We start from the raw sequence: 17,258 nt of genomic DNA, 5'->3' as shown, positions 1-17,258 counted from the left end.
GATCAACCTTCCAGGGGGAGGGGGTCAGGAGAGCAGGTCGGCGGTGCCGCAGGGGTCGGGCTCCGGGAAGAGCGCGTCCTGCTGGTAGTCCGCTTCCGGGCCGGCCTCGGTGTCGAAGTCACGCGCCCTCATGCCACGCCAGGCCCGGCTCCCGCCGCTCTGGCCGTCCTGGGCCTTGACGCTGGTCTCACCCATGTAGTCCCTCCCGGTGCTGCCTTACTGTCAACACCAAGGTATGGCAATCTAATAATCAAGTCAAGTCATATCATGGAGAATATTAGACCGTCTGGCAGGCCGTCTGGCAGGCCGTCCGGCAGGCCGTCCGGCAGGCCGTCCGGCAGGCCGTCCGGCAGGCCGTCTGGCAGGCCGTCCGGCAGGCCGTCTGGCAGAGCTCCGGCAGGGCTCCGGCAGGCCGTCCGCACCAGCTCTGACCGCTGGCCGGCACGGTGGCCGTCGCTAGGCACGCGAAACCCCCGGCAGGGTGACCCTGCCGGGGGTTGGTGCCGGTGGCTCAGCCGATGGCCCGGCGGACGCCGCTGGCGCTGTCGACCCGGGTGTCCCCGATGTCGGTGTTGCGCCCGTCCTGCCTGCCCTGCGCGATCGCGTCGGTGTTCTTGACGCGCTGCCCCTTCAGCTTGCTGGTGTGCGGGAAAGCCTGCTTGTACCAGTCGCGGATCCGGTCCGCCTCGGTTCGCAGCACCAGGGCGTTGCCGGGGGCCTCGTCGGCCAGGTCCCCGACCCGCGCACGGATCTTGTCACCGAGCCCGAGCCCGTAGCCGCGGATGTAGTCCCAGACCCACTGGTCGGTCATGTCCGCGATCCGGTCCTCGGACCAGTCGCGGTGCTGGCGGCGAAGCTTGGCCTCGTGCTCGTCACCCGCCTTGTTGGCGGCCCCGACCAGCTGAAGCTGCACGCTGGCGATCAAGATCTCGATGCTGGCCAGCAGGGAGCGGGTCCCCACAACGGTCATCTCACCGCTGTAGGAGTCGCAGATCGCCTCGGCACCCATCGCCTTGAGCATCGGGTACACGGTCTCGAAGAACACCGTCTCGTGGTCGGTGGGGAGTTCGAGGATGAGGATGGTGATCTCCTCGGGGGCGTCGCCGCGCGCCTCCCGGATCTGGGCCTCCTCGATGCCCTTGGCCTTCATCAGCTTGGCTGCCATGGCGGCCGCCGCCTCCGCCTCCTCGCGGGGGGTGTTGGGGTGCTCCGCCTTGGCGAGCAGCGACTGGATCTTGCCGACGTAGTCCATGGCCATGTTGGGCCCTCCGGGTAGTGGTGGCCGGGACTCTGTGTCCCTGCCGATGCCCAAACACTATGGCAATCAAATAATCATGTCAAGTTGAATGTGCAAAGTTGGCTCTGACCAGTGCAGACACCCGTCATGCCGCCCCGCCCCGCCCTGTCGGACCGCACCCGCCGCCAGGCCCGCCCGTGCCGTTAGGCAAGGACACACAGGAGTAATGCCGACATGACCGCCCCGCCGCCGCCCCGTGCCGCCCCGAAGCCCTACAGGGCCGAGCCTTGGCAGGCTCCGGCAAACCCTCCACAAACCCAACCAGACATGATAAGAATATTGACATGCCAGTGATTGAGATTGAGGGAGTCACTCCCTCCGCCACCCTCCGCCAGGAGCTGGCCCAGGCCGGCCGCACGGTCCTGCTCAGCTTCAGCCGCGGCAAGGACTCTCTCGCGGCATGGCTCGCCCTCCGCGACGCCGGCGTCCAGGTGATCCCGTACCACCTGTACCTGATCCCCGGCCTGCGGTTCGTGGAGGAGAGTCTCGACTACTTCGCCGGCTGGTTCGGCTGCGACGAGCCGATCCTGAACCTCCCGCATCCCTCGCTGTATCGGTGGCTGAACGCGCTGACCTTCCAGCCGCCCGAACGCTGCCAGGTCCTCGAAGCGGCCAAGCTCCCCGAGTTCACCTACCGCGAGCTCAACGACCTCGTCCGACAGCACTACGGCATGGGCGAGGACGCATGGGTGTGCGACGGGGTCCGCGCCGCGGACTCCCCGAACCGGCGCATGGCCCTGAAGTCCCACGGGCCCATCAACACCACCGCGCACACCCAGAAGGTCGTCTGGGACTGGCGCAAGGCCGACGTCATGGGCGCCATCGAAACCGCCGGGGTGCGGCTCCCGCCCGACTACCTGTGGTTCGGCCGTAGCTTCGACGGCCTCGACCGCAGGTTCCTCGCCCAGCTGCGAACCTACGCGCCCGACGACTACCAGCGAGTGCTGGACTGGTTCCCGCTCGCGGATACGGATACCTACCGTGCCGATCTCTGACGAGGTGCGCCGCCGCCTGGAGATGTTGTCGGGCCGCGGCGCCACCGCGGCGGCGCCCGCCGACCGCACCGACCAGGCCGAGCCCGACGAACCACAGATGCGGCCCGGCGACGAGGACGCCACCCCCGAGGAACTGGAGAAGCGCCGGGGCTTCCGCGACCGCGCCCGCCGCGAGGACGAGCGGTTCCGGCTGGCCACCGACAGCGAGTTCTGGCTCGCCCTGTGCTTCCGCGACCCGCAGGACCCGGCCCGCTTCTGCCGAGCCGCCGGGATCACTCCAGACGGCCGCTACATCTCCGGCCCGCGCCTGGCCGAAGTAGCCGGCAAGACGACCTTCCAGAGCGCCCGCGACCGCGCCAAAGCCCTCCTGGCCGCCCGCGCCCTTCCCGCCACCGGCGAATCGGTCACCGACCGCCTCACCTCCAGCCCACACCCCGACCCCCTCGCCGGGCTGACCGGCCAGGGCGGTTTCCAGCAGGAATGCCTTGAAGAGCTCGCCGCCCTCCGCGCCGCCTTCACCAACACCGACCCCGCTCCCACCAGCGTCCTGGACTCCCCGCACTGGATCGCCGTGGTGTTCCCCTCCCGCGAAGCCAAGGAACAGTTCCTCGCCGACACGGGCCTGGACATCCTCGGCGACAAGTACCTCGACGGCCACCAGGCCGCGAGCACCCTGAAGATCCGCCTAGGGAAGTGAGGTCCCTGATGCGTAACCGCATCCGAAACGCCTTCGCCGGCCTGCGTCGGCGAGGCAGCGGCGACAGCACGCCGCCGCCGTCCCGCCGCGCCGCATCGCCCGGCCGAGGCAGGGCGTCGGGCACCTAGCCAGTGCCCAAGCGCGGCACCAGACCGCCAACTGCCGCCCAGGCAGAGGCAGCCGCGCTGGAGCTAGTCGACGGGGACACCCCATCCCAACCGGGGCCCGTCCCCGTCGACCCGCCCGAGTGGCTGTCCGAAGACGCCACGACCCTGTGGCACACCTTCGCACCGCACACAGCCCCCGGAACCCTCACCCCAGGCACGAGCCCCGCGTTCGCGCTCTACTGCAACGCGCTCGCCGCCTACATCGAGGCCGACCAGATGGTCCAAACCGCCGGTGTACTCATCGCCGAGGGCCAAGGACTGGCACCCAACCCAGCTCTAGCCATCCGCGACCGCGCCGACACCACCATCAACCGATGGGCCAACCTGTTCGGTCTCCTCCCAGACCCCCGCAACGCAGCACCATCCGGCACCGACCGGCCACGGACGCTGCCCCACCTGGTAGAGGGGTGAGACCGTGTGCCTCCACGCATCGACGACGACACCCGAGCCAAGATCCTCAAGGACATCAAGGCCGGGAAGCTCGCACGCAACGCCATAGCGCGCAAGCACCACGTCAGCGTCGGCACCGTCACCAACATCGCCAAGGCCTCTGGACTCACGCACGCGTTTGACCGGTCAAATCACAAAACCGCGCGTGCGCGCGAGGCCAAGAAGTTCGACGCAGAGGCGGCCCGCGCCCAGCTCCTCATCGACCTGTACGCCGACGCCCAACGGTTTCGGCGGCGGGCGTGGGAGCCCTACACCCAGATCGTGTCGGGGCCAGCCGGCACGGAACTGGTTACCACGAAGCTTCCACCGCTTCGTGATCAGCAGGCCGCCTACACCGCCTTGGCGATCGCGGTCGACAAGGCGATGAAGCTTGAGTCGGCGAACACCGGCGACGGCGCCCAGCAGGGCAAGACGATGATCGGAGACCTCCGGGCAGCGCTCGGTTTGGCCTACGACGCGATCGAAACCCAAGAGGCACAGGAAGCACACGGCGACCGGGGCACGCCGGCGGAACCCTAGCGGGGGAGCCCCCGGCAACAGTCCCCATTCCCCACCGCGAGAGTGCCGCGTTTCCGCAGGTCGCATCCAAGCCGCCTGCGGAAACGTGACACTCCGCGCCCTCATGGAGACCAGTTCGGCGTCGCGTTCGGCCAGGAGCACCGCTCACCGTCTGACCGCTGCGCCAGGACGGGGGTGCCAGTGCCGGCCGCTGTCGACCTGGAGCGCGTCACGGGGGTGATGTCCCGCAAGCAGATCCGCTCGATCATCGAGTCCGAGCGGGTGAAGATCTCGCTGTGGGAAGGCGCCGTCTCCTCCGGGAAGACCATCGCCTCTCTGGTCGCGTTCCTGATCGCGGTCGCGCAGGCCCCCGAGAACGGGCTGATCTTCTGTGTGGGCCGCACCCTGCAGACGGTCGAGCGGAACATCATCGAGGTGCTGATGCAGCCGGCCGGACCGTTCGGGCCGCTCGCCAAGTACGTCGAGCACACCCGCGGCTCGACCGTCGCGCACATCTTCGGCCGCACCATCCACCTCGTCGGCGCATCCGACGTCCGCGCGGAGGGCCGCATCCGAGGCGCGACCGCCGCGCTGATCTACATCGACGAGGCGACCCTCATCCCGGAGAGTTTCTGGACGATGTGCCTGTCTCGTATCCGCGTGCCGGGCGCTCGCCTCTTGGCGACCACGAACCCCGACGGGCCGTCGCACTGGCTGCGGAAGCGGTTCATGCTCCGCGAGAATCTGTTGAACATGCGGTCCTGGCACTTCGTGCTGGACGACAACCCGTTCCTCGCACAGTCGTTCAAAGACGACCTGCGCCGCGAGCACGTCGGCCTGTGGTTCCGACGCTTCATCCTCGGCGAGTGGTGCATCGCGGAGGGCAGCGTCTACGACATGTGGTCCGAGGACCGCCACGTCGTGTCCACGCTGCCCGAAATCGTGATGTGGCCCGCCTGCGGCATCGACTACGGCACGAGCAACCCGTTCGCGGCCGAGATGGTCGGGCTCGGCGCCGACGGCCGCCTCTACCTGACCAACGAGTGGCGGTACGAGGCGAAGGTCACCCGCCGACAGCTCACCGACCCCGAGTACTCCGCGCGGCTGCGCGACTGGGCGGCGAACATCTCCATCCCCGGCCTGGCGGCCCGCGGGGTCCAGCCGCGCTACTGGGTGGTCGACCCGTCCGCCGCGTCGTTCATCACGCAGCTGTACCGCGACAAGGTCCGCCCCACCTTGGCCGACAACGCGGTCTTGGACGGGATCCGGCTCGTGTCGTCCCTGCTCGCCGCGGACCTGCTCCGCGTGCATGAGTCCTGCAAGGGCTGGATCGACGAGGCCCCTGCCTACTCCTGGGACCCAGACCAGGCCGAGAAAGGCATCGACGCCCCGATCAAGGCTGAGGACCACTCGCTGGACGCCGGCCGCTACGGCCTGAAGACCAGCGAGTTCCTGTGGCGCCCCCACCTCGCGCTGGCTGCTTAAAGAACGTGGGGGAGGAGCCTGTCGAAGGGCCCAGCCGGAGTGACTGAAGTCCCAGCTTGCGGGACGGTAGACCCAGGCAGGTCAAAAGACGTAGTCATTTCTGGCTAGTGAAACGCCTCGCGAGCGTTGACTGTCGGTCTCATTTGATACAACCTAGATATGCACGGGCGGTCGTCTGCCACTGGAAACACTGGCACCCGCGAGAGCGGCTTAAGCCGGCCGACGTGCTCAGAGGGCCGCCACCCACGGGTAGGCGGCCTTCGTGCTCGGACACCACGGATGCATCTTGAGCCCGTACGACGTCAACTTCTCGTTTCGCCGGTAGAGGCGCCCCGCGAAGTTCTCCAGATAGCGACGCTCCGTGTTGCCGTACCGGTCGGGCTCGAAGGCGGCGAAGGTTGCAGACGCCGCGAGATCCGCGAGCTGGAGGAGTTCCAAGCGCTGCGGCTGGTCGATCTGCCCGCCGCGAGGATCGAGCGCGGACCATGCGATCTTGCAGGCTGCGTCCCCTCGTAGCAGCCGCTCGTACTCACGCAGCTTCTCCTTCTTGAAGCGGATCACGTGGGCGAGGGTGTAGGACGACTGCCGACTCCGGTCCCGTGCATGCCAGGAAAGACGCTCCAGCAGGTAGCGCACGGTGTACAGGTAGGCGAGGTCGTCGTCGATCTCTTCGATCCCGTGCGTGATGTGCCGCTTACACACGACCACGCTGGAGACGGTGAGCCACGGCTGCTGGCCGAGGACCTTCGAGGCGTGCAGGCGTAGCGAGTGACCGTGGAGGTTTTTCCAGGTGAGGTGATCGCCGGGACGTCGGCCCAGGTCTACGCGGAGCTTGGCGAGGCAGTCGGCGGCATCGTCCAGGTGCTCGTCATCGATGATGGCAGCGGACATGACGAAGTGGTCGCTGGACTTCGGTGTCCGGGATCGCTGGCCGGCCTCGTCGATGAACGCGAGCGTCCGCCCGGAGGGCGCGACGGGATCGTGTGCCGTCGTGTTCATAGGATGCTCACCTGCTTGATCGTGCTCCTGCTGTTAAGCGCCCCGATCATCCCACGCCCCGAGCGACGCCCCCTACTTACTTAGCACGCAGCGTTACCGGAAGTAACATGCGACTCAAAGGTAATAAACCGGACTTTCGACTCCGAGTCATGGCCGCAAGCAACCCAGTTCACCTGCGCGAAGCAGCTGTCCATTACGCAGCGTCCGCAATCGAATACAGTGCAGAGTGCAAAATTCCTGGTCCCGTCGGCGTGTCGCGATCTTGTGAACCACAGGTACATGAATCGGATGTCCTGAAATCGAGCGATCAGGCAGACCTCCCGCTCCGCAGGAGAACGCGACCGAGGCCTGCGGGTCTGGTCGAGGCGACTTCCGGTGCCTGCATCAGTCGACATGCTCGGCGGTCGCGGTTCGGGAACGCGGGTGGCTGGAAGGGGAGGCGTGGCCAGTCGGCCCTATCGCTACGCCGCCCGGCCCGACCCGGGGTTGGGGACCTCGCGCCGCGCTCCTCGAACACTCCGCGCCGGAGGAGAGGGCGGTGGGACGATGACGGGCATGACGACGCAAGTATGGGCAGGCACGGACAGACCGGAGATCCGGTTCTTCGCGAGCGAGGACGCTGCCGCCCCGATGGCCTGTAGCCGCTGCGGCAACGTTCTTGGCGCGGACCCGTTCAGCGCCGGCCCGGACGGCGCCGCGTGCGGCCGCTGCCATCCCATCGTCCTGCCCACCCGAGCACGGCCCGGCCGCGCCAGCTCGCTGACGGCCGCGAACCGGCTCCTGGCCCGGGCGGGCGTGATGCTGGTCCCGCGCCCGCCTTTCACCGGGAAGGCGCTGCACGAGGTCGCGAACGTGACCGAGAACCATCACCCAGCCCGCGGCGGGAACGCCACCCGCTGGCTCCGCCACGTCGCCGCCATCACCAACCAGTCCCGCCCCCGGGGCGAGCGGTGAGCGCAAAGGCTGAGGACATCTGGAGCCAGCTTCGAGCGACGCGAGCCAACCCGCCCGGTCCCGCGACGAGCACACCGGAACGGCGCCGCACCTACGGCACCGCGCTCGAACAAGCCCAGCAGATGTTCCGCGCCGCTGAGGCAGTTGGACCGGAGACGCAGCCCCTGCTGGTCTTCTACGGGCTTAGCCAGGCGGGCCGCGCAATCGCCGCCGCCTCGGCATCGCCTCTCGCTTCCGGGGACGGGTGGCGACTTCACGGCCACGGCATCTACGCCCGAGAAATGGACGGCCCCCTCTCCGAGGTTCTTGTACGAAGCGACCCCGCAGGCGACCGGGGCAGCTTCACGCGGCTCTCGGAAATCCTCGATTCGCCGCTACTGCCTAAGAGCGCCCGAGTGCGCCTGGAACAGCTGTGGGACTGCATCCCGGAGAATCAGGAGGAGCCGCTCAGCGACGCCCTGACGCGTCGGCGAACACCTCTGAGCGTGGCTGCCCGACACCTCACCGACATGATCAAACTGGGGCGAGAATTGGATCCCCACCCACTCGTCACGGTAGGTGTCTGGGACTTCCCGCCATGGGTTCTGAATGCCAACGACCCGCGCAAGACCCTGGACGAGTACCTCGGCGCGTTCCCCGAAGCGCTGCCCTACCACAGTTACGTCAGAACTCACGGGGGCCCCGACGCTCCTCCCGACTTCACCCGAGACGTCGCCGGCTGGGGTGGGCTAGACATGCACTGGGAAGTCCCCGAGGGCACCGTCGGCACCGTCGCCGAACGAGTGGCCGTCCTGTACCGCATCACGCGCCCCTACCTAGGAGCCCCGCACTTCTTCCCTGCTGTCGGGGGAGCAACGCGCAGCATCCATCCACTCATGGCCTGGTGGGCTGTCCTGCACGCGCTGTCGATGCTGGCCCGGTACGAGCCGGACCAGTGGGCGCGGCACATCGGCGTCGACGAGCCAGGGTCTCGCGCCGTCGCGATCGAACACCTTCTCCGGGAAGCGCTCACGGCCGTGCCGCAGCTCGTCGCCGAGACCATCGAGCAGGTCGCGGAACCGGGCACATGACCGCCGACCTGAGCGCCGTCCTGGCCGCAGGCTGCCGGCTCCACGGGCCCGGCTGCTCGATCCCGTGGGGCTACGACCCGGACCACACCGACCAGCGGCACCCCTACACGGCCGAGCAACTCGCCGAGCGCGAGGCGTGCCCGCACCGGTACGCCTACCCGACACCCGAGGCGTACATCGACGGCTGGCGGCTCTGGCGCGCGTTCCGCCGTGACAAGGACCTGAACCCCGCCGAGGCCAACGTCCGGTGGACTGTGACCGTGGAGCACATCCTCGGCGCGTTGCCGCCGGACGTCGCCGCGGCGGTGAAGGAGGACCTGTCAGCGTGATCAACCCGGTGATCGAGTATCCGTACCCGCCCAGCCACCCGTTCGCTGGCACAGCCCGATACCGCTGCCCGGCTGGCTGCGCCTGGCAACACGACCAGCGCCCCAGCAACGAAAGCCCCGCCGGGGTCCGGCGCCCGCCGGGACCGCCGTCCGGCGACCGCGCCCAGACGCTCGCGCTCCAACGCGTCGACGATCCACCCCACCGCGTCACGGCCGCGTTCTGGGACCACTGCGGCCAGGCCCACCCCGCGATCGTCCGGGCCCGAATAGATGACGAGGGCGTGGTCGAGCTGGCGGGCGTCGTGGACGACGCGATCAGCAAGATCGGCAGTGTGGTCCACGTGCTGACGGTGGGGATGCGCCCCTGCTTCCGTATGCAGGCCGGGCCGACAGTCCAGCTCACCCAGGTGGTCGCGCATCCCGACGGCAGGGTGACGCTCGCAGCGGCGCACAGGCAACGGGTGGAACTGGACGGTATCCGCTTCCCCCTCCAGTTGCCCTGACCTGCTCCAATACGACCAGACGTCGCCGAGCATCACACCGGGGACGACGTTCGTGCCCGCGCGTGCCCCCCTTCGATGTACCGAGGGATGTGGAGTGCCGGCCGCGAATCGACAGCGGGGGGATAACGCAGCGGCTCGCGGCCGGCACGAATGGACGGGGCGACGCGGCCAGTCCGCGCGCTGACCGCGCCGCCCCACCGCAGTCCCGGGCACCTCCGCAGGCTTCCCGGGACCGCGGGGCTCAGAAGATCGAGACGCTCAATGCCCACGCCACCGACTCGGCTGCGCGGGCGACGTCGGCGCCGAGCTGTCCGCCGGCGTCCGGCCCGGTGTGCCAGCGGTAGACGCCGGAGCTCTCATCCCAGACGATCTCCCGGGCCTCGCCCCGGGCAGTCACGGTCAGGCGGTCGGGGGGCGTCTGCGCTGGCCTGTGCGTGAGGTCCGTCCGAGCTCCGGGGATCCGCATCCGTAGTTCCTCGCCTAGGACCCTCACCGGGCCAAAGAGGGTCACGATGCCCCCAGAGGTCTGCCAGTGGCCTCCGCCCGATCGCGCTGCCGCGCGAGGTCGAGCGCCATCCGAGCCCCCGACGCCGGCGCGGGCAGCCTGATGGCGCCGTTCCGGCCTGGGGTCGGCCGCAGGAGTTCCACGGCCACGTCGAGAGGCTCAGCATCGGGCAAATGCAGGGTCTGCACCCTGGCGAACGCGTGGCCCCACCACCATCCAGGCTGTCCTGCGAGCATGTAGAACGAGCCGACGACGAGGTCGGCAGGCTCTTCGACGATGAGGTGGATCCCTCGCTTCGCGAACAGCAGGAACTCAGCCACCACGCCCCCTTGCCGCCGCGATGGCCTCACCGAGCCGATCCGGGGTCGACCCCTCGACCAGTTGGACGCGATCGACCAGCGCCCACCACTCGCGCGTGAAGCGACCAAACCACACGCTGGTGACGCCGTAGATCGCCTTGATGCGGCGTGCCTCGGCAGCACGGATGAGGTCGATCACGGCCGCGTCTTCCGGCCGCTCAGTCCTCACGAACCACTGCCCGGATCTTCTCGGCGAGCCCCTCGGGGGTGTCGGCCGAGACATCAGCGGGCCGGTTCAGGAGCGCCCTGGTCAGAGGACCCCGGGTGGCCCACCAGCGCCCGCGGTTGGTGTAGATGATGTTCCACCCCGGGTACTCGGCCTGAAGCTTCGCCTTGGCCTCTTCGGGAGTTACGGTCTCTTCGGCAGTTACGTCAGGGGCGTGCACCATGCGCTCCCTAGTCGTAGTGGCGGTTTGGTTACGGCTAGTGAAAGCTCTGCGTCTGTGACGCGGGAGGCGGATACTGGCGGGCACAGGGCGGATTGTTGATAGTCCGCCCGTCCGATCCGGCGAATGGTGCACGCGGGATGAGTGACGACGAACGCCCCGAATGGGCAGCGCGATTGCAGACCGAGCGTGAGATGCGCGGTTGGTCAAAACCGCAGATGGCGCGCGCCCTGTTCGCAGCGGCCGGGGTAACCCCCACCCGTCTGCAGGTCGATTCCCTGGCCCGGCAGATCCGCGGGTACGAGCGCGGCGAACACCTGCCCCGCGACTGGACCGGCCCCTACGCCACCGCGTTCGGCCTCGACGAGACCGACATCTTCGGCGCCATGCCCGACCACGATGAGGAGCGACGGCGCTTGCTGGCCTGCCTCGGCCTCCTCGGCGTCGACACCGCATCCCGGACCGAGCCACTCGAACCGATCCGGCAGGCCCTCACCCGGGCGCTCCCCGGCGGAATGCGCGGACGCCTCGTCCAGGACTGGGAAGAGATCGCCTTCGAGTACGCCCACGCGTTCCTCACCACACCACCGAACGCGCTCGTCTCCGACCTGGCTGCCGATCTCGTCGCGCTTCTGAACTCGGTCCAGTCCACCCCAGGCGGCGCCGTCCGAGAGGACCTGTGCGGTCCGGCAGGCAAGCTCGCCGCGCTCATGGCCATGACCGTGTCCAACCTTGGGCATCGCCGACACGCCCGCGACTGGTGGAAGACCGCACGGCACACAGCCGACGCATCCCGGGACCTCGACCTAAGGGTGTGGGTCCGCGGCTACGAAGCCATGAATGCCCTCTACTCGGCGCGGCCACTGTCGATGGTGCTGCGCCTCTCCCAGGACGCCGTCCGGATCGCGGGACCCCGCACAGGCGCCGCCGTGTTGGAAGCCATGGCGGCCCGTGCACAGGCCCTGTCGATGATGGACGGCCGCGCCGAAGATGCCGCCGCGGCGATGGGAGAGCTCGCCGACCGGTGGGAACGGCTACCGTCGACGACCCCCGATGACCGGCTGGCCACCGGCGCCTGGCCGGAGACGGCGCTCCACCACACCGCCGCCTACACCTACACCCACACCGGAGACACCGCACTCGCCGAGCGCGCCCGAACAGCAGCCCTCGCCCGCTACCCGGCGCCGATGCGGCGGCAGCGCGCACAGATCGAGCTGCTACGCGCAACAGGCATGGTCCGGGCCGGTGACATCGCCGCCGGAATCGAGCACGCCGGCCGGACCGTGGATGGCCTCGCCGCCGCACATCGAACCACCACAATCCGGCGGGGCGCCCGCATGGTCCTGGACGCGGTGCCTGACGCCGACCTGACCCGCCCGGCGGTGCGGGACTACCGGGACGCGTTCGCGCTCCCCGCCGGAGGGGAGGACTGACCCGTGCCGGACGAGATCATCGTGAGCGCCCACGATCGCAGCGACACCTTCGACGTCCTGGACGAGCTCGCGGACTTGTACGAGCAGGCGTACGCCGAACCTCCCTTCAACTCCGGACCGAAGTTCTCCCGTGCCCGATTCCAAGACCGCACGCGGGATCAGGTGCTCGCGTCTGGGTTCCGGCTGCTGACCGCGCGGCGCGGCGAAATACTGGTGGGGTTCGCATTCGGGTTCTCGATGATGCCCGGGGCGTGGTGGGCGAATGCTTCCCCACCTCCTCGCGAGGTCCTCGACGCGGACAAGTTCGTGGTGGTCGAGCTGGTGGTGAGCCAGCCGGAACGCGGTCGGGGGCTCGGCCGGCGGCTGCTGGATGGGTTGCTCGCCGGGCGGCCGGAGCGGTTCGCGACGCTCGCCGCGGTAATGGAGGCGGACTCGTATGGAATGTACCGGCGGTGGGGGTGGGAGAAGACTGGAGAGTTCCGGGCTGAGCCGCCGTTCTCTGACGCACTGTTGCTGCCGCTTCGGAGGATCAACGGATCCAACCGGGCCCAGACCTGACGCACGCATGCGCCGCCCCCCTCAGCGGACCATCTACCTCCCCTCAAAGGCGGGACGTCCTGAGCTCCTCAGACGCACTCAAGCTTGATCTATGGTCTCTACTCGCCCGTAGGTGGGGGCGCTCGCTCTATGTTGGCGATCATGCCTGAGAACCGTCCGCACATACCGGCGGAACTAGAGCGCGCACTGTTCCATGAAGCCGGGCACCGATGCGCGATCCCAACATGTCGACAATACGAGCCGCTTACGGTTGAACACATTGAGGACTGGGCGAAGGTCGAAGAGCACAAGTTCGAGAACCTGATCGTGCTTTGCTACAACTGCCACATGCGTAAGAAGAGCAAGCCGAGCCCGCGCCACCTCGATCGCAAGGCGCTACGTCAATACAAGGCGAATCTCGGCTTGCTGAACTCCCGCTATGGCGACTTCGAACGCCGGGTTATCGAGGTCTTCTCGATGAACCCTGGGAGCCGGGTCATTACGCTGACCGGCGGCAGCGATACCAACGCGATCCATCTCATGCGCCTGCTGCAGGATGAGATGCTCGCTGTGGTCCAGGCACAGCCAGGCGACGTGCGGTTCGTCAACGGTGGCGTCCCGACGGTGGAGAAGTATTACCTGACCGACAGCGGCTTGGAACTGGTCGAGCAGTGGAAGACCGCGCAGCCGATCAAGAGCACCTAAACAGCTCGCATACCCGTAGGTCGAGTCGACGGGACCTGCGGCACCGCTGAGCTATTTTTGGCCTGGACAGGCCCCCGAGTTACGAAAGGGGGCCTGGTTCCGCATGACCGATGTGTGGCCGCCTCCCGAGCTTTCGCCCATCCACGAACGCATGGCCGTCTGGTCGGCGTGGTGGACCGGGGAGCCGGACGACCTGGAATACGTGTACGGCGGGAACGGCGCGGCCGCGGTCCGGCCGCCGAACTGGCCGCGCCGCCGCCCCCTCAACCGGCCGTCCCAGTACCGGGGCGGCATCGTCGGGACACTCGCCCGAATGTTCTGGGGACGGCCCACCCCCGAGGGGGAGACGCGGTCGAAGCTGCACATGCCGATCGCCTCCGACATCGCCGTCGTCTCCGCGAACCTGCTGTTCGCCGACCCCCTCACGCTCAAGACCGAGCACGAGGCGACCACCAAGCGGCTCCAGGAGTTCCAGGACGACGGGATGCAGGCCACCCTGCGGGAAGCGGCCGAGACCGCGTCCGCGCTCGGCGGCGTCTACCTGCGGGCATCCTGGGACCGAGACATCGCCGACCAGCCCTGGCTCAGCGTCGTGCAACCCGACTGCGCCGTCCCGACCTTCCGGTACGGGCGGCTGCGGAAGGTCCAGTTCTGGACGGTGATCGAGGACGACGGACAGCAGAAGATCGTCCGGCACCTGGAGACCCACCAACCCGGCGTGATTCGCCACCAGGTGTACGAGGGCACCCCCACCAGCCTCGGCCGGCTCGCGTCGCTCGGCGACTACGAGGACACCGCACCCCTCGCCCGCCTCGTCGAGAAGGGCGACGAGCTCCCCACCGGCATCGACCTGCTGACCGTCGGCTACATCCCGAACATCCGGCCGAACCGGATCTGGCGGAACCTCCCCGAGGGCGTGAGCCTGGGCCGGTCGGACTACCAGGGCGTCGAGCAGTTCATGGACGCCCTGGACGAGGCGTGGACGAGCTGGATGAGAGACCTCCGGCTCGGCAAGGCCCGCATCATGGCAGACCGGGCGATGCTCGAATCGGAGGGCCGCGGGCAGGGCGCCTACCTCGACCTGGACCGCGAAGTTTTCACGCCGGTCGATATCCCGCCGATGGCCGGCCAGCAACTGATCAACGAGATCCAGTTCCAGATTCGGGTGCAAGAGCACCAGGACACCACGCAGGCGCTGCTGGAGACGATCGTCCGGTCCGCCGGCTACAGCGCCCAGTCGTTCGGGCTCGTGGCCGACACAGCCCTGACCGCGACCGAGGTCCAGGCCCGCAAGGAACAGTCGTTCCAGACGAAGGCCCACAAGATCAACTATGTGCGGCCGGTCCTCGCGCACATGAACCACGCGCTGCTCGCCATCGAGGAGAGCGTCTTCGAGCGGCGCGGGCTGCGGCCCCAGCCCCCGAGCATCGAGTGGGCGCCCGGCATCACCCCCGACCCCGCCGACACCGCGCAGACCGTGTCGCTGCTGGTGTCCGCCCGCGCCGTGTCGCTGCGGACCCGGGTGGAGATGGTCCATCCCGACTGGGACGAGCCCCGCGTTTTGCAGGAGGTCGAGCGGATCCGCGCCGAGGAGCCCTCGCCGCTCGACCAGATCCCCGCCGGACGCGACGACGCCGGCGGCACGCCCCGCCCCGCGCCCGCCCGGCCGCCCGGCCGCGGCCGCGAGGACGCCCCCGAACCCGCAGGCCCCCGAGCCTGACCCCGTAGTGCGGGACCGCCTGGCGCGGCCCCGCACCCCACCCAGAGACCGGCCCGACTGGTGCGGGCCAGGGTCTCGCGTGCCCTGGAGGCATCCCTGCATGAACAGCACCACCACGGCGGTCACCCTGCCGGACGTGACGTCCCTGCCCATCCACGACCGCACCGGGCTCCGCGCGGTCGGCGTGTTGCCCTCCGGCCGGATCGTGTGGCCGGTCCTGGGCGGAGCGCCCGACGACGGCGGCCAGGACGACAACAGCGGCCAGGACGACCGGGACGTCGACGGCAGCCGCCAGGACGGCGGCCAGGACGGCGGCCAGGACGGCGGCAATGGCGACGGCCAGGACGACGACGATGACGGCGACGACCGGGACGACCCGACCGACGACGGCAACGACGACGACCGCGACGCCAAGGACAAGCCCCGACGCCGCAGCCGCAGCAGCGGCCCGGACAAGACCGCCCGCACCATCGCCGCGATCCGCGACGATTACAAGGACGAGCGGGCCAAGCGGCAACAGGCAGAGAAGGCCCAGACCGCGCTGCAGAAACAGCTCGACGACATCCAGGCCGCGCAGTCCAAGCAGATGGACGCCCTCGCCAAAGCCCTCGGCCTGAAGAAGGACGACACGCCGCCCTCCCCAGAACAGGTCGCCAAGGACCTCACCACCCGGCTGGAGGCGGCCAACACCGAGACCGAGACCGAACGCAAGCGCGCCGACACCTACATGGATAAGCACCGCGACGCGGCGACGCAGCTGGCGGTGTACCTCGCGGCCGACGACAACGACGGCAACCCGCGCGCGCTGCTGGACAGCGCCCGCTTCCTGAAGAGCGTCGCCGGGCTGGACCCGGATGCCGACGACTTCAGCGACAAGATCGCCGAAGCGATCAAGGCCGCCGTCGAGAAGAACGACCGGCTCCGCAAGGCCAAGCCGCGCGGCGCGGACCGCTCCGGCGGCGAGATGAACACCGGCGCCAAGCCGGCCCGCCGGCGGCCCGCCTCCATGAGCGAGGCCCTCAACAAGCACTACAGCCAGGGCAAGTAGCCCCCCGCCCCCGGGGGCGTGTCTGCGCCTGGCCCTGTGAACCGAAGGAGAACAGCATGCCCGTAACCCTCGCCCAGGCGCAGGTGAACGCGGACGCCGACGTCAACTACATGGTCATCGACAACTTCCGGCGCTACTCGTGGCTGCTGGACCAGATGGTCTGGGACGACACGGTCACGCCCGGCACCGGCGGCGGCTCATCTCTCACCTACGCCTACACGCGGCTGATCGAGGCCGCCCCGGCGAACTTCCGCCGGCTGAACACCGAGTACACGCCCGGCCAGGCCAAGCGCCAGCGCTACAGCGTGGACCTCGTGCCGCTCGGCGGCGCGGTCACCATCGACCGGGTCATCGCCCGGCTCGGTAACCCCGCCACGACCGAGGTGAACTTCCAGATGCAGCAGCTGCTCGCGAGCACCCGCGGGCGGTTCCAGCAGGCACTCATCCTCGGCGACCCGGCCACTGAGGAAGACGTCGACGGCTTCGACGGCCTCGACCGCGCCCTCACCGGCACCGCCACCGAGTACTTCCCGGGCGGCGCCGCGATGTACACCGACTGGACGTCCGCGTCGGTGGACACCGCCGACAAGGCCTTGTCGAAGCTCGACGAGTTCGACGACTTCCTCAGCAGGCTCGTCCCCTCCACGGTCGGATCGATCGACCTCGGAGCGCCCGGCGCGCTCCCGCCCGGCGTCCGCGCGATCCTCGGCAACACCCGCTCCATCACGCGCATCAAGTCCATGGCGCGCAGGGCCGGGCAGTTCACCGAGTCCAAGGACGACCTCGGCCGCCAGATCCAGACCTACGGGCCGTGGGTCCTGGTCGACATCGGCGACCGCCTCGACGGCGCCGCGCCGATCATCCCGATCGAGGCCCGCGACCCCGACGGCGCCGGCGGCGGCTCGGTCGTGTCGGGGCTGACCGACATCTACGCCGTGTGCTTTGGCATGGACTCCTTCCACGGCGCGTCCATGGCCGGCGTGCCGCTGGTCGAGACGTGGCTGCCCGACTACACCACCAGCGGAGCCGTCAAGTCCGGCGAGATCGAGTTCGGCCCCGTCGCGCCGGTGCTCAAGAACACCAAGGCCTGCGGCGTGTTCCGGAACGTGAAGGTCTGACCC

At 69.0% G+C, this 17,258-nt stretch carries 22 protein-coding genes; 15 read left to right on the top strand and 7 right to left on the bottom strand.

Annotated features, from left to right (window positions below; translation table 11 throughout):
* Positions 1–24: 24 nt before the first annotated feature.
* Positions 25–195 (bottom strand): hypothetical protein, encoded by a 171-nt coding sequence (locus ACQEU6_RS08750; RefSeq protein WP_499330443.1) that lies wholly within the window; start codon positions 193–195, stop codon positions 25–27.
* Positions 196–511: 316 nt separating this feature from the next.
* Positions 512–1,258: a DUF2786 domain-containing protein gene (locus ACQEU6_RS08745; RefSeq protein WP_499330442.1), complete on the bottom strand. Its 747-nt coding sequence runs from the start codon at positions 1,256–1,258 to the stop codon at positions 512–514.
* Positions 1,259–1,581: 323 nt separating this feature from the next.
* On the opposite strand from ACQEU6_RS08745, the gene ACQEU6_RS08740 reads away from it, so the two are divergent.
* The 5 genes from ACQEU6_RS08740 (at position 1,582) to ACQEU6_RS08720 (ending at position 5,589) form a co-directional block, all read left to right on the top strand.
* Positions 1,582–2,292 carry an adenine nucleotide alpha hydrolase family protein gene (locus tag ACQEU6_RS08740; RefSeq protein ID WP_499330440.1) on the top strand — a complete coding sequence of 237 codons (711 nt, stop codon included), beginning with the start codon at positions 1,582–1,584 and terminating at the stop codon, positions 2,290–2,292.
* Complete coding sequence (locus ACQEU6_RS08735; protein ID WP_499330437.1) at positions 2,279–2,989, top strand: hypothetical protein; 711 nt, start codon at positions 2,279–2,281, stop codon at positions 2,987–2,989. The genes ACQEU6_RS08740 and ACQEU6_RS08735 overlap by 14 nt, the downstream gene beginning before the upstream one ends.
* Positions 2,990–3,120: 131 nt before the next feature.
* Positions 3,121–3,567 carry a P27 family phage terminase small subunit gene (locus tag ACQEU6_RS08730; protein ID WP_499330435.1) on the top strand — a complete coding sequence of 149 codons (447 nt, stop codon included), beginning with the start codon at positions 3,121–3,123 and terminating at the stop codon, positions 3,565–3,567.
* A 6-nt stretch (positions 3,568–3,573) separates the two neighbouring features.
* On the top strand, positions 3,574–4,125 hold the full coding sequence (locus ACQEU6_RS08725; protein ID WP_499330434.1) for a hypothetical protein: 552 nt from the start codon (positions 3,574–3,576) through the stop codon (positions 4,123–4,125).
* Positions 4,126–4,305: 180 nt separating this feature from the next.
* Positions 4,306–5,589, top strand: a complete 1,284-nt coding sequence (locus ACQEU6_RS08720; RefSeq protein WP_499330432.1) for a PBSX family phage terminase large subunit — start codon at positions 4,306–4,308, stop codon at positions 5,587–5,589.
* Between the two features lie 228 nt (positions 5,590–5,817).
* Here the strand turns inward: ACQEU6_RS08720 and ACQEU6_RS08715 are convergent, their stop codons facing one another.
* Positions 5,818–6,588, bottom strand: coding sequence for a DUF3800 domain-containing protein (locus ACQEU6_RS08715; RefSeq protein WP_499330431.1), 771 nt, complete (start codon positions 6,586–6,588; stop codon positions 5,818–5,820).
* Positions 6,589–7,143: 555 nt separating this feature from the next.
* Here ACQEU6_RS08715 and ACQEU6_RS08710 point away from each other — a divergent pair.
* The 4 genes from ACQEU6_RS08710 to ACQEU6_RS08695 are packed head-to-tail and all read left to right on the top strand — an operon-like array spanning position 7,144 to position 9,444.
* A complete protein-coding gene (locus ACQEU6_RS08710; RefSeq protein WP_499330430.1) occupies positions 7,144–7,542 on the top strand; it encodes a hypothetical protein in 399 nt (132 codons plus the stop codon).
* Positions 7,539–8,612 (top strand): YaaC family protein, encoded by a 1,074-nt coding sequence (locus ACQEU6_RS08705; protein WP_499330429.1) that lies wholly within the window; start codon positions 7,539–7,541, stop codon positions 8,610–8,612. Before ACQEU6_RS08710 ends, ACQEU6_RS08705 begins: the two co-directional genes overlap by 4 nt.
* Positions 8,609–8,941, top strand: a complete 333-nt coding sequence (locus ACQEU6_RS08700) for a hypothetical protein (RefSeq protein WP_499330427.1) — start codon at positions 8,609–8,611, stop codon at positions 8,939–8,941. Before ACQEU6_RS08705 ends, ACQEU6_RS08700 begins: the two co-directional genes overlap by 4 nt.
* A complete protein-coding gene (locus ACQEU6_RS08695) occupies positions 8,938–9,444 on the top strand; it encodes a hypothetical protein (RefSeq protein WP_499330426.1) in 507 nt (168 codons plus the stop codon). Before ACQEU6_RS08700 ends, ACQEU6_RS08695 begins: the two co-directional genes overlap by 4 nt.
* A 241-nt stretch (positions 9,445–9,685) precedes the next feature.
* Here ACQEU6_RS08695 and ACQEU6_RS08690 read toward each other — a convergent pair whose 3' ends face one another.
* The 4 genes from ACQEU6_RS08690 to ACQEU6_RS08675 form a co-directional block, all read right to left on the bottom strand.
* Complete coding sequence (locus ACQEU6_RS08690; protein WP_499330425.1) at positions 9,686–9,841, bottom strand: hypothetical protein; 156 nt, start codon at positions 9,839–9,841, stop codon at positions 9,686–9,688.
* A gap of 110 nt (positions 9,842–9,951) precedes the next feature.
* On the bottom strand, positions 9,952–10,269 hold the full coding sequence (locus tag ACQEU6_RS08685) for a hypothetical protein (protein ID WP_499330423.1): 318 nt from the start codon (positions 10,267–10,269) through the stop codon (positions 9,952–9,954).
* Positions 10,262–10,447 (bottom strand): hypothetical protein, encoded by a 186-nt coding sequence (locus ACQEU6_RS08680; protein ID WP_499330421.1) that lies wholly within the window; start codon positions 10,445–10,447, stop codon positions 10,262–10,264. The genes ACQEU6_RS08685 and ACQEU6_RS08680 overlap by 8 nt, the downstream gene beginning before the upstream one ends.
* A 19-nt stretch (positions 10,448–10,466) precedes the next feature.
* A complete protein-coding gene (locus ACQEU6_RS08675; protein WP_499330418.1) occupies positions 10,467–10,697 on the bottom strand; it encodes a hypothetical protein in 231 nt (76 codons plus the stop codon).
* Positions 10,698–10,912: 215 nt separating this feature from the next.
* Here ACQEU6_RS08675 and ACQEU6_RS08670 point away from each other — a divergent pair, with 215 nt between their 5' ends.
* The 6 genes from ACQEU6_RS08670 to ACQEU6_RS08645 all read left to right on the top strand — a co-directional run bounded on the left by ACQEU6_RS08670 (position 10,913) and on the right by ACQEU6_RS08645 (position 17,255).
* Entirely contained in the window at positions 10,913–12,127 is a 1,215-nt protein-coding gene (locus tag ACQEU6_RS08670) for a hypothetical protein (RefSeq protein WP_499330415.1), read from the top strand.
* 3 nt (positions 12,128–12,130) lie between these two features.
* Positions 12,131–12,685, top strand: coding sequence for a GNAT family N-acetyltransferase (locus ACQEU6_RS08665; protein WP_499330413.1), 555 nt, complete (start codon positions 12,131–12,133; stop codon positions 12,683–12,685).
* A gap of 141 nt (positions 12,686–12,826) precedes the next feature.
* Positions 12,827–13,369, top strand: coding sequence for an HNH endonuclease (locus ACQEU6_RS08660; protein ID WP_499330412.1), 543 nt, complete (start codon positions 12,827–12,829; stop codon positions 13,367–13,369).
* 103 nt (positions 13,370–13,472) lie between these two features.
* Positions 13,473–15,089, top strand: coding sequence for a phage portal protein (locus tag ACQEU6_RS08655; RefSeq protein WP_499330409.1), 1,617 nt, complete (start codon positions 13,473–13,475; stop codon positions 15,087–15,089).
* Between the two features lie 100 nt (positions 15,090–15,189).
* Positions 15,190–16,137 (top strand): hypothetical protein, encoded by a 948-nt coding sequence (locus ACQEU6_RS08650; RefSeq protein ID WP_499330407.1) that lies wholly within the window; start codon positions 15,190–15,192, stop codon positions 16,135–16,137.
* 56 nt (positions 16,138–16,193) lie between these two features.
* Complete coding sequence (locus tag ACQEU6_RS08645; RefSeq protein WP_499330406.1) at positions 16,194–17,255, top strand: major capsid protein; 1,062 nt, start codon at positions 16,194–16,196, stop codon at positions 17,253–17,255.
* The last annotated feature ends 3 nt before the right edge of the window (positions 17,256–17,258 follow it).

It is taken from the genome of Spirillospora sp. CA-108201, assembly GCF_050936235.1.
In the GTDB taxonomy this organism is placed as follows: domain Bacteria; phylum Actinomycetota; class Actinomycetes; order Streptosporangiales; family Streptosporangiaceae; genus Spirillospora.
The sequence above is the reverse complement of the archived record's forward strand: the minus strand, read 5'-3'. Positions and strand labels throughout refer to the sequence as shown.

Excerpts from the sequence above, each read along its gene's own strand:
- ACQEU6_RS08745 (WP_499330442.1), bottom strand. The coding sequence starts at position 1,258 with ATGGCCATGGACTACGTCGGCAAGATCCAGTCGCTGCTCGCCAAGGCG.
- ACQEU6_RS08750 (WP_499330443.1), bottom strand. The coding sequence starts at position 195 with ATGGGTGAGACCAGCGTCAAGGCCCAGGACGGCCAGAGCGGCGGGAGC.
- ACQEU6_RS08670 (WP_499330415.1), top strand. The coding sequence starts at position 10,913 with ATGGCGCGCGCCCTGTTCGCAGCGGCCGGGGTAACCCCCACCCGTCTG.
- ACQEU6_RS08715 (WP_499330431.1), bottom strand. The coding sequence starts at position 6,588 with ATGAACACGACGGCACACGATCCCGTCGCGCCCTCCGGGCGGACGCTC.
- ACQEU6_RS08700 (WP_499330427.1), top strand. The coding sequence starts at position 8,609 with ATGACCGCCGACCTGAGCGCCGTCCTGGCCGCAGGCTGCCGGCTCCAC.
- ACQEU6_RS08710 (WP_499330430.1), top strand. The coding sequence starts at position 7,144 with ATGACGACGCAAGTATGGGCAGGCACGGACAGACCGGAGATCCGGTTC.
- ACQEU6_RS08675 (WP_499330418.1), bottom strand. The coding sequence starts at position 10,697 with ATGGTGCACGCCCCTGACGTAACTGCCGAAGAGACCGTAACTCCCGAA.
- ACQEU6_RS08650 (WP_499330407.1), top strand. The coding sequence starts at position 15,190 with ATGAACAGCACCACCACGGCGGTCACCCTGCCGGACGTGACGTCCCTG.
- ACQEU6_RS08655 (WP_499330409.1), top strand. The coding sequence starts at position 13,473 with ATGACCGATGTGTGGCCGCCTCCCGAGCTTTCGCCCATCCACGAACGC.
- ACQEU6_RS08740 (WP_499330440.1), top strand. The coding sequence starts at position 1,582 with ATGCCAGTGATTGAGATTGAGGGAGTCACTCCCTCCGCCACCCTCCGC.
- ACQEU6_RS08660 (WP_499330412.1), top strand. The coding sequence starts at position 12,827 with ATGCCTGAGAACCGTCCGCACATACCGGCGGAACTAGAGCGCGCACTG.
- ACQEU6_RS08645 (WP_499330406.1), top strand. The coding sequence starts at position 16,194 with ATGCCCGTAACCCTCGCCCAGGCGCAGGTGAACGCGGACGCCGACGTC.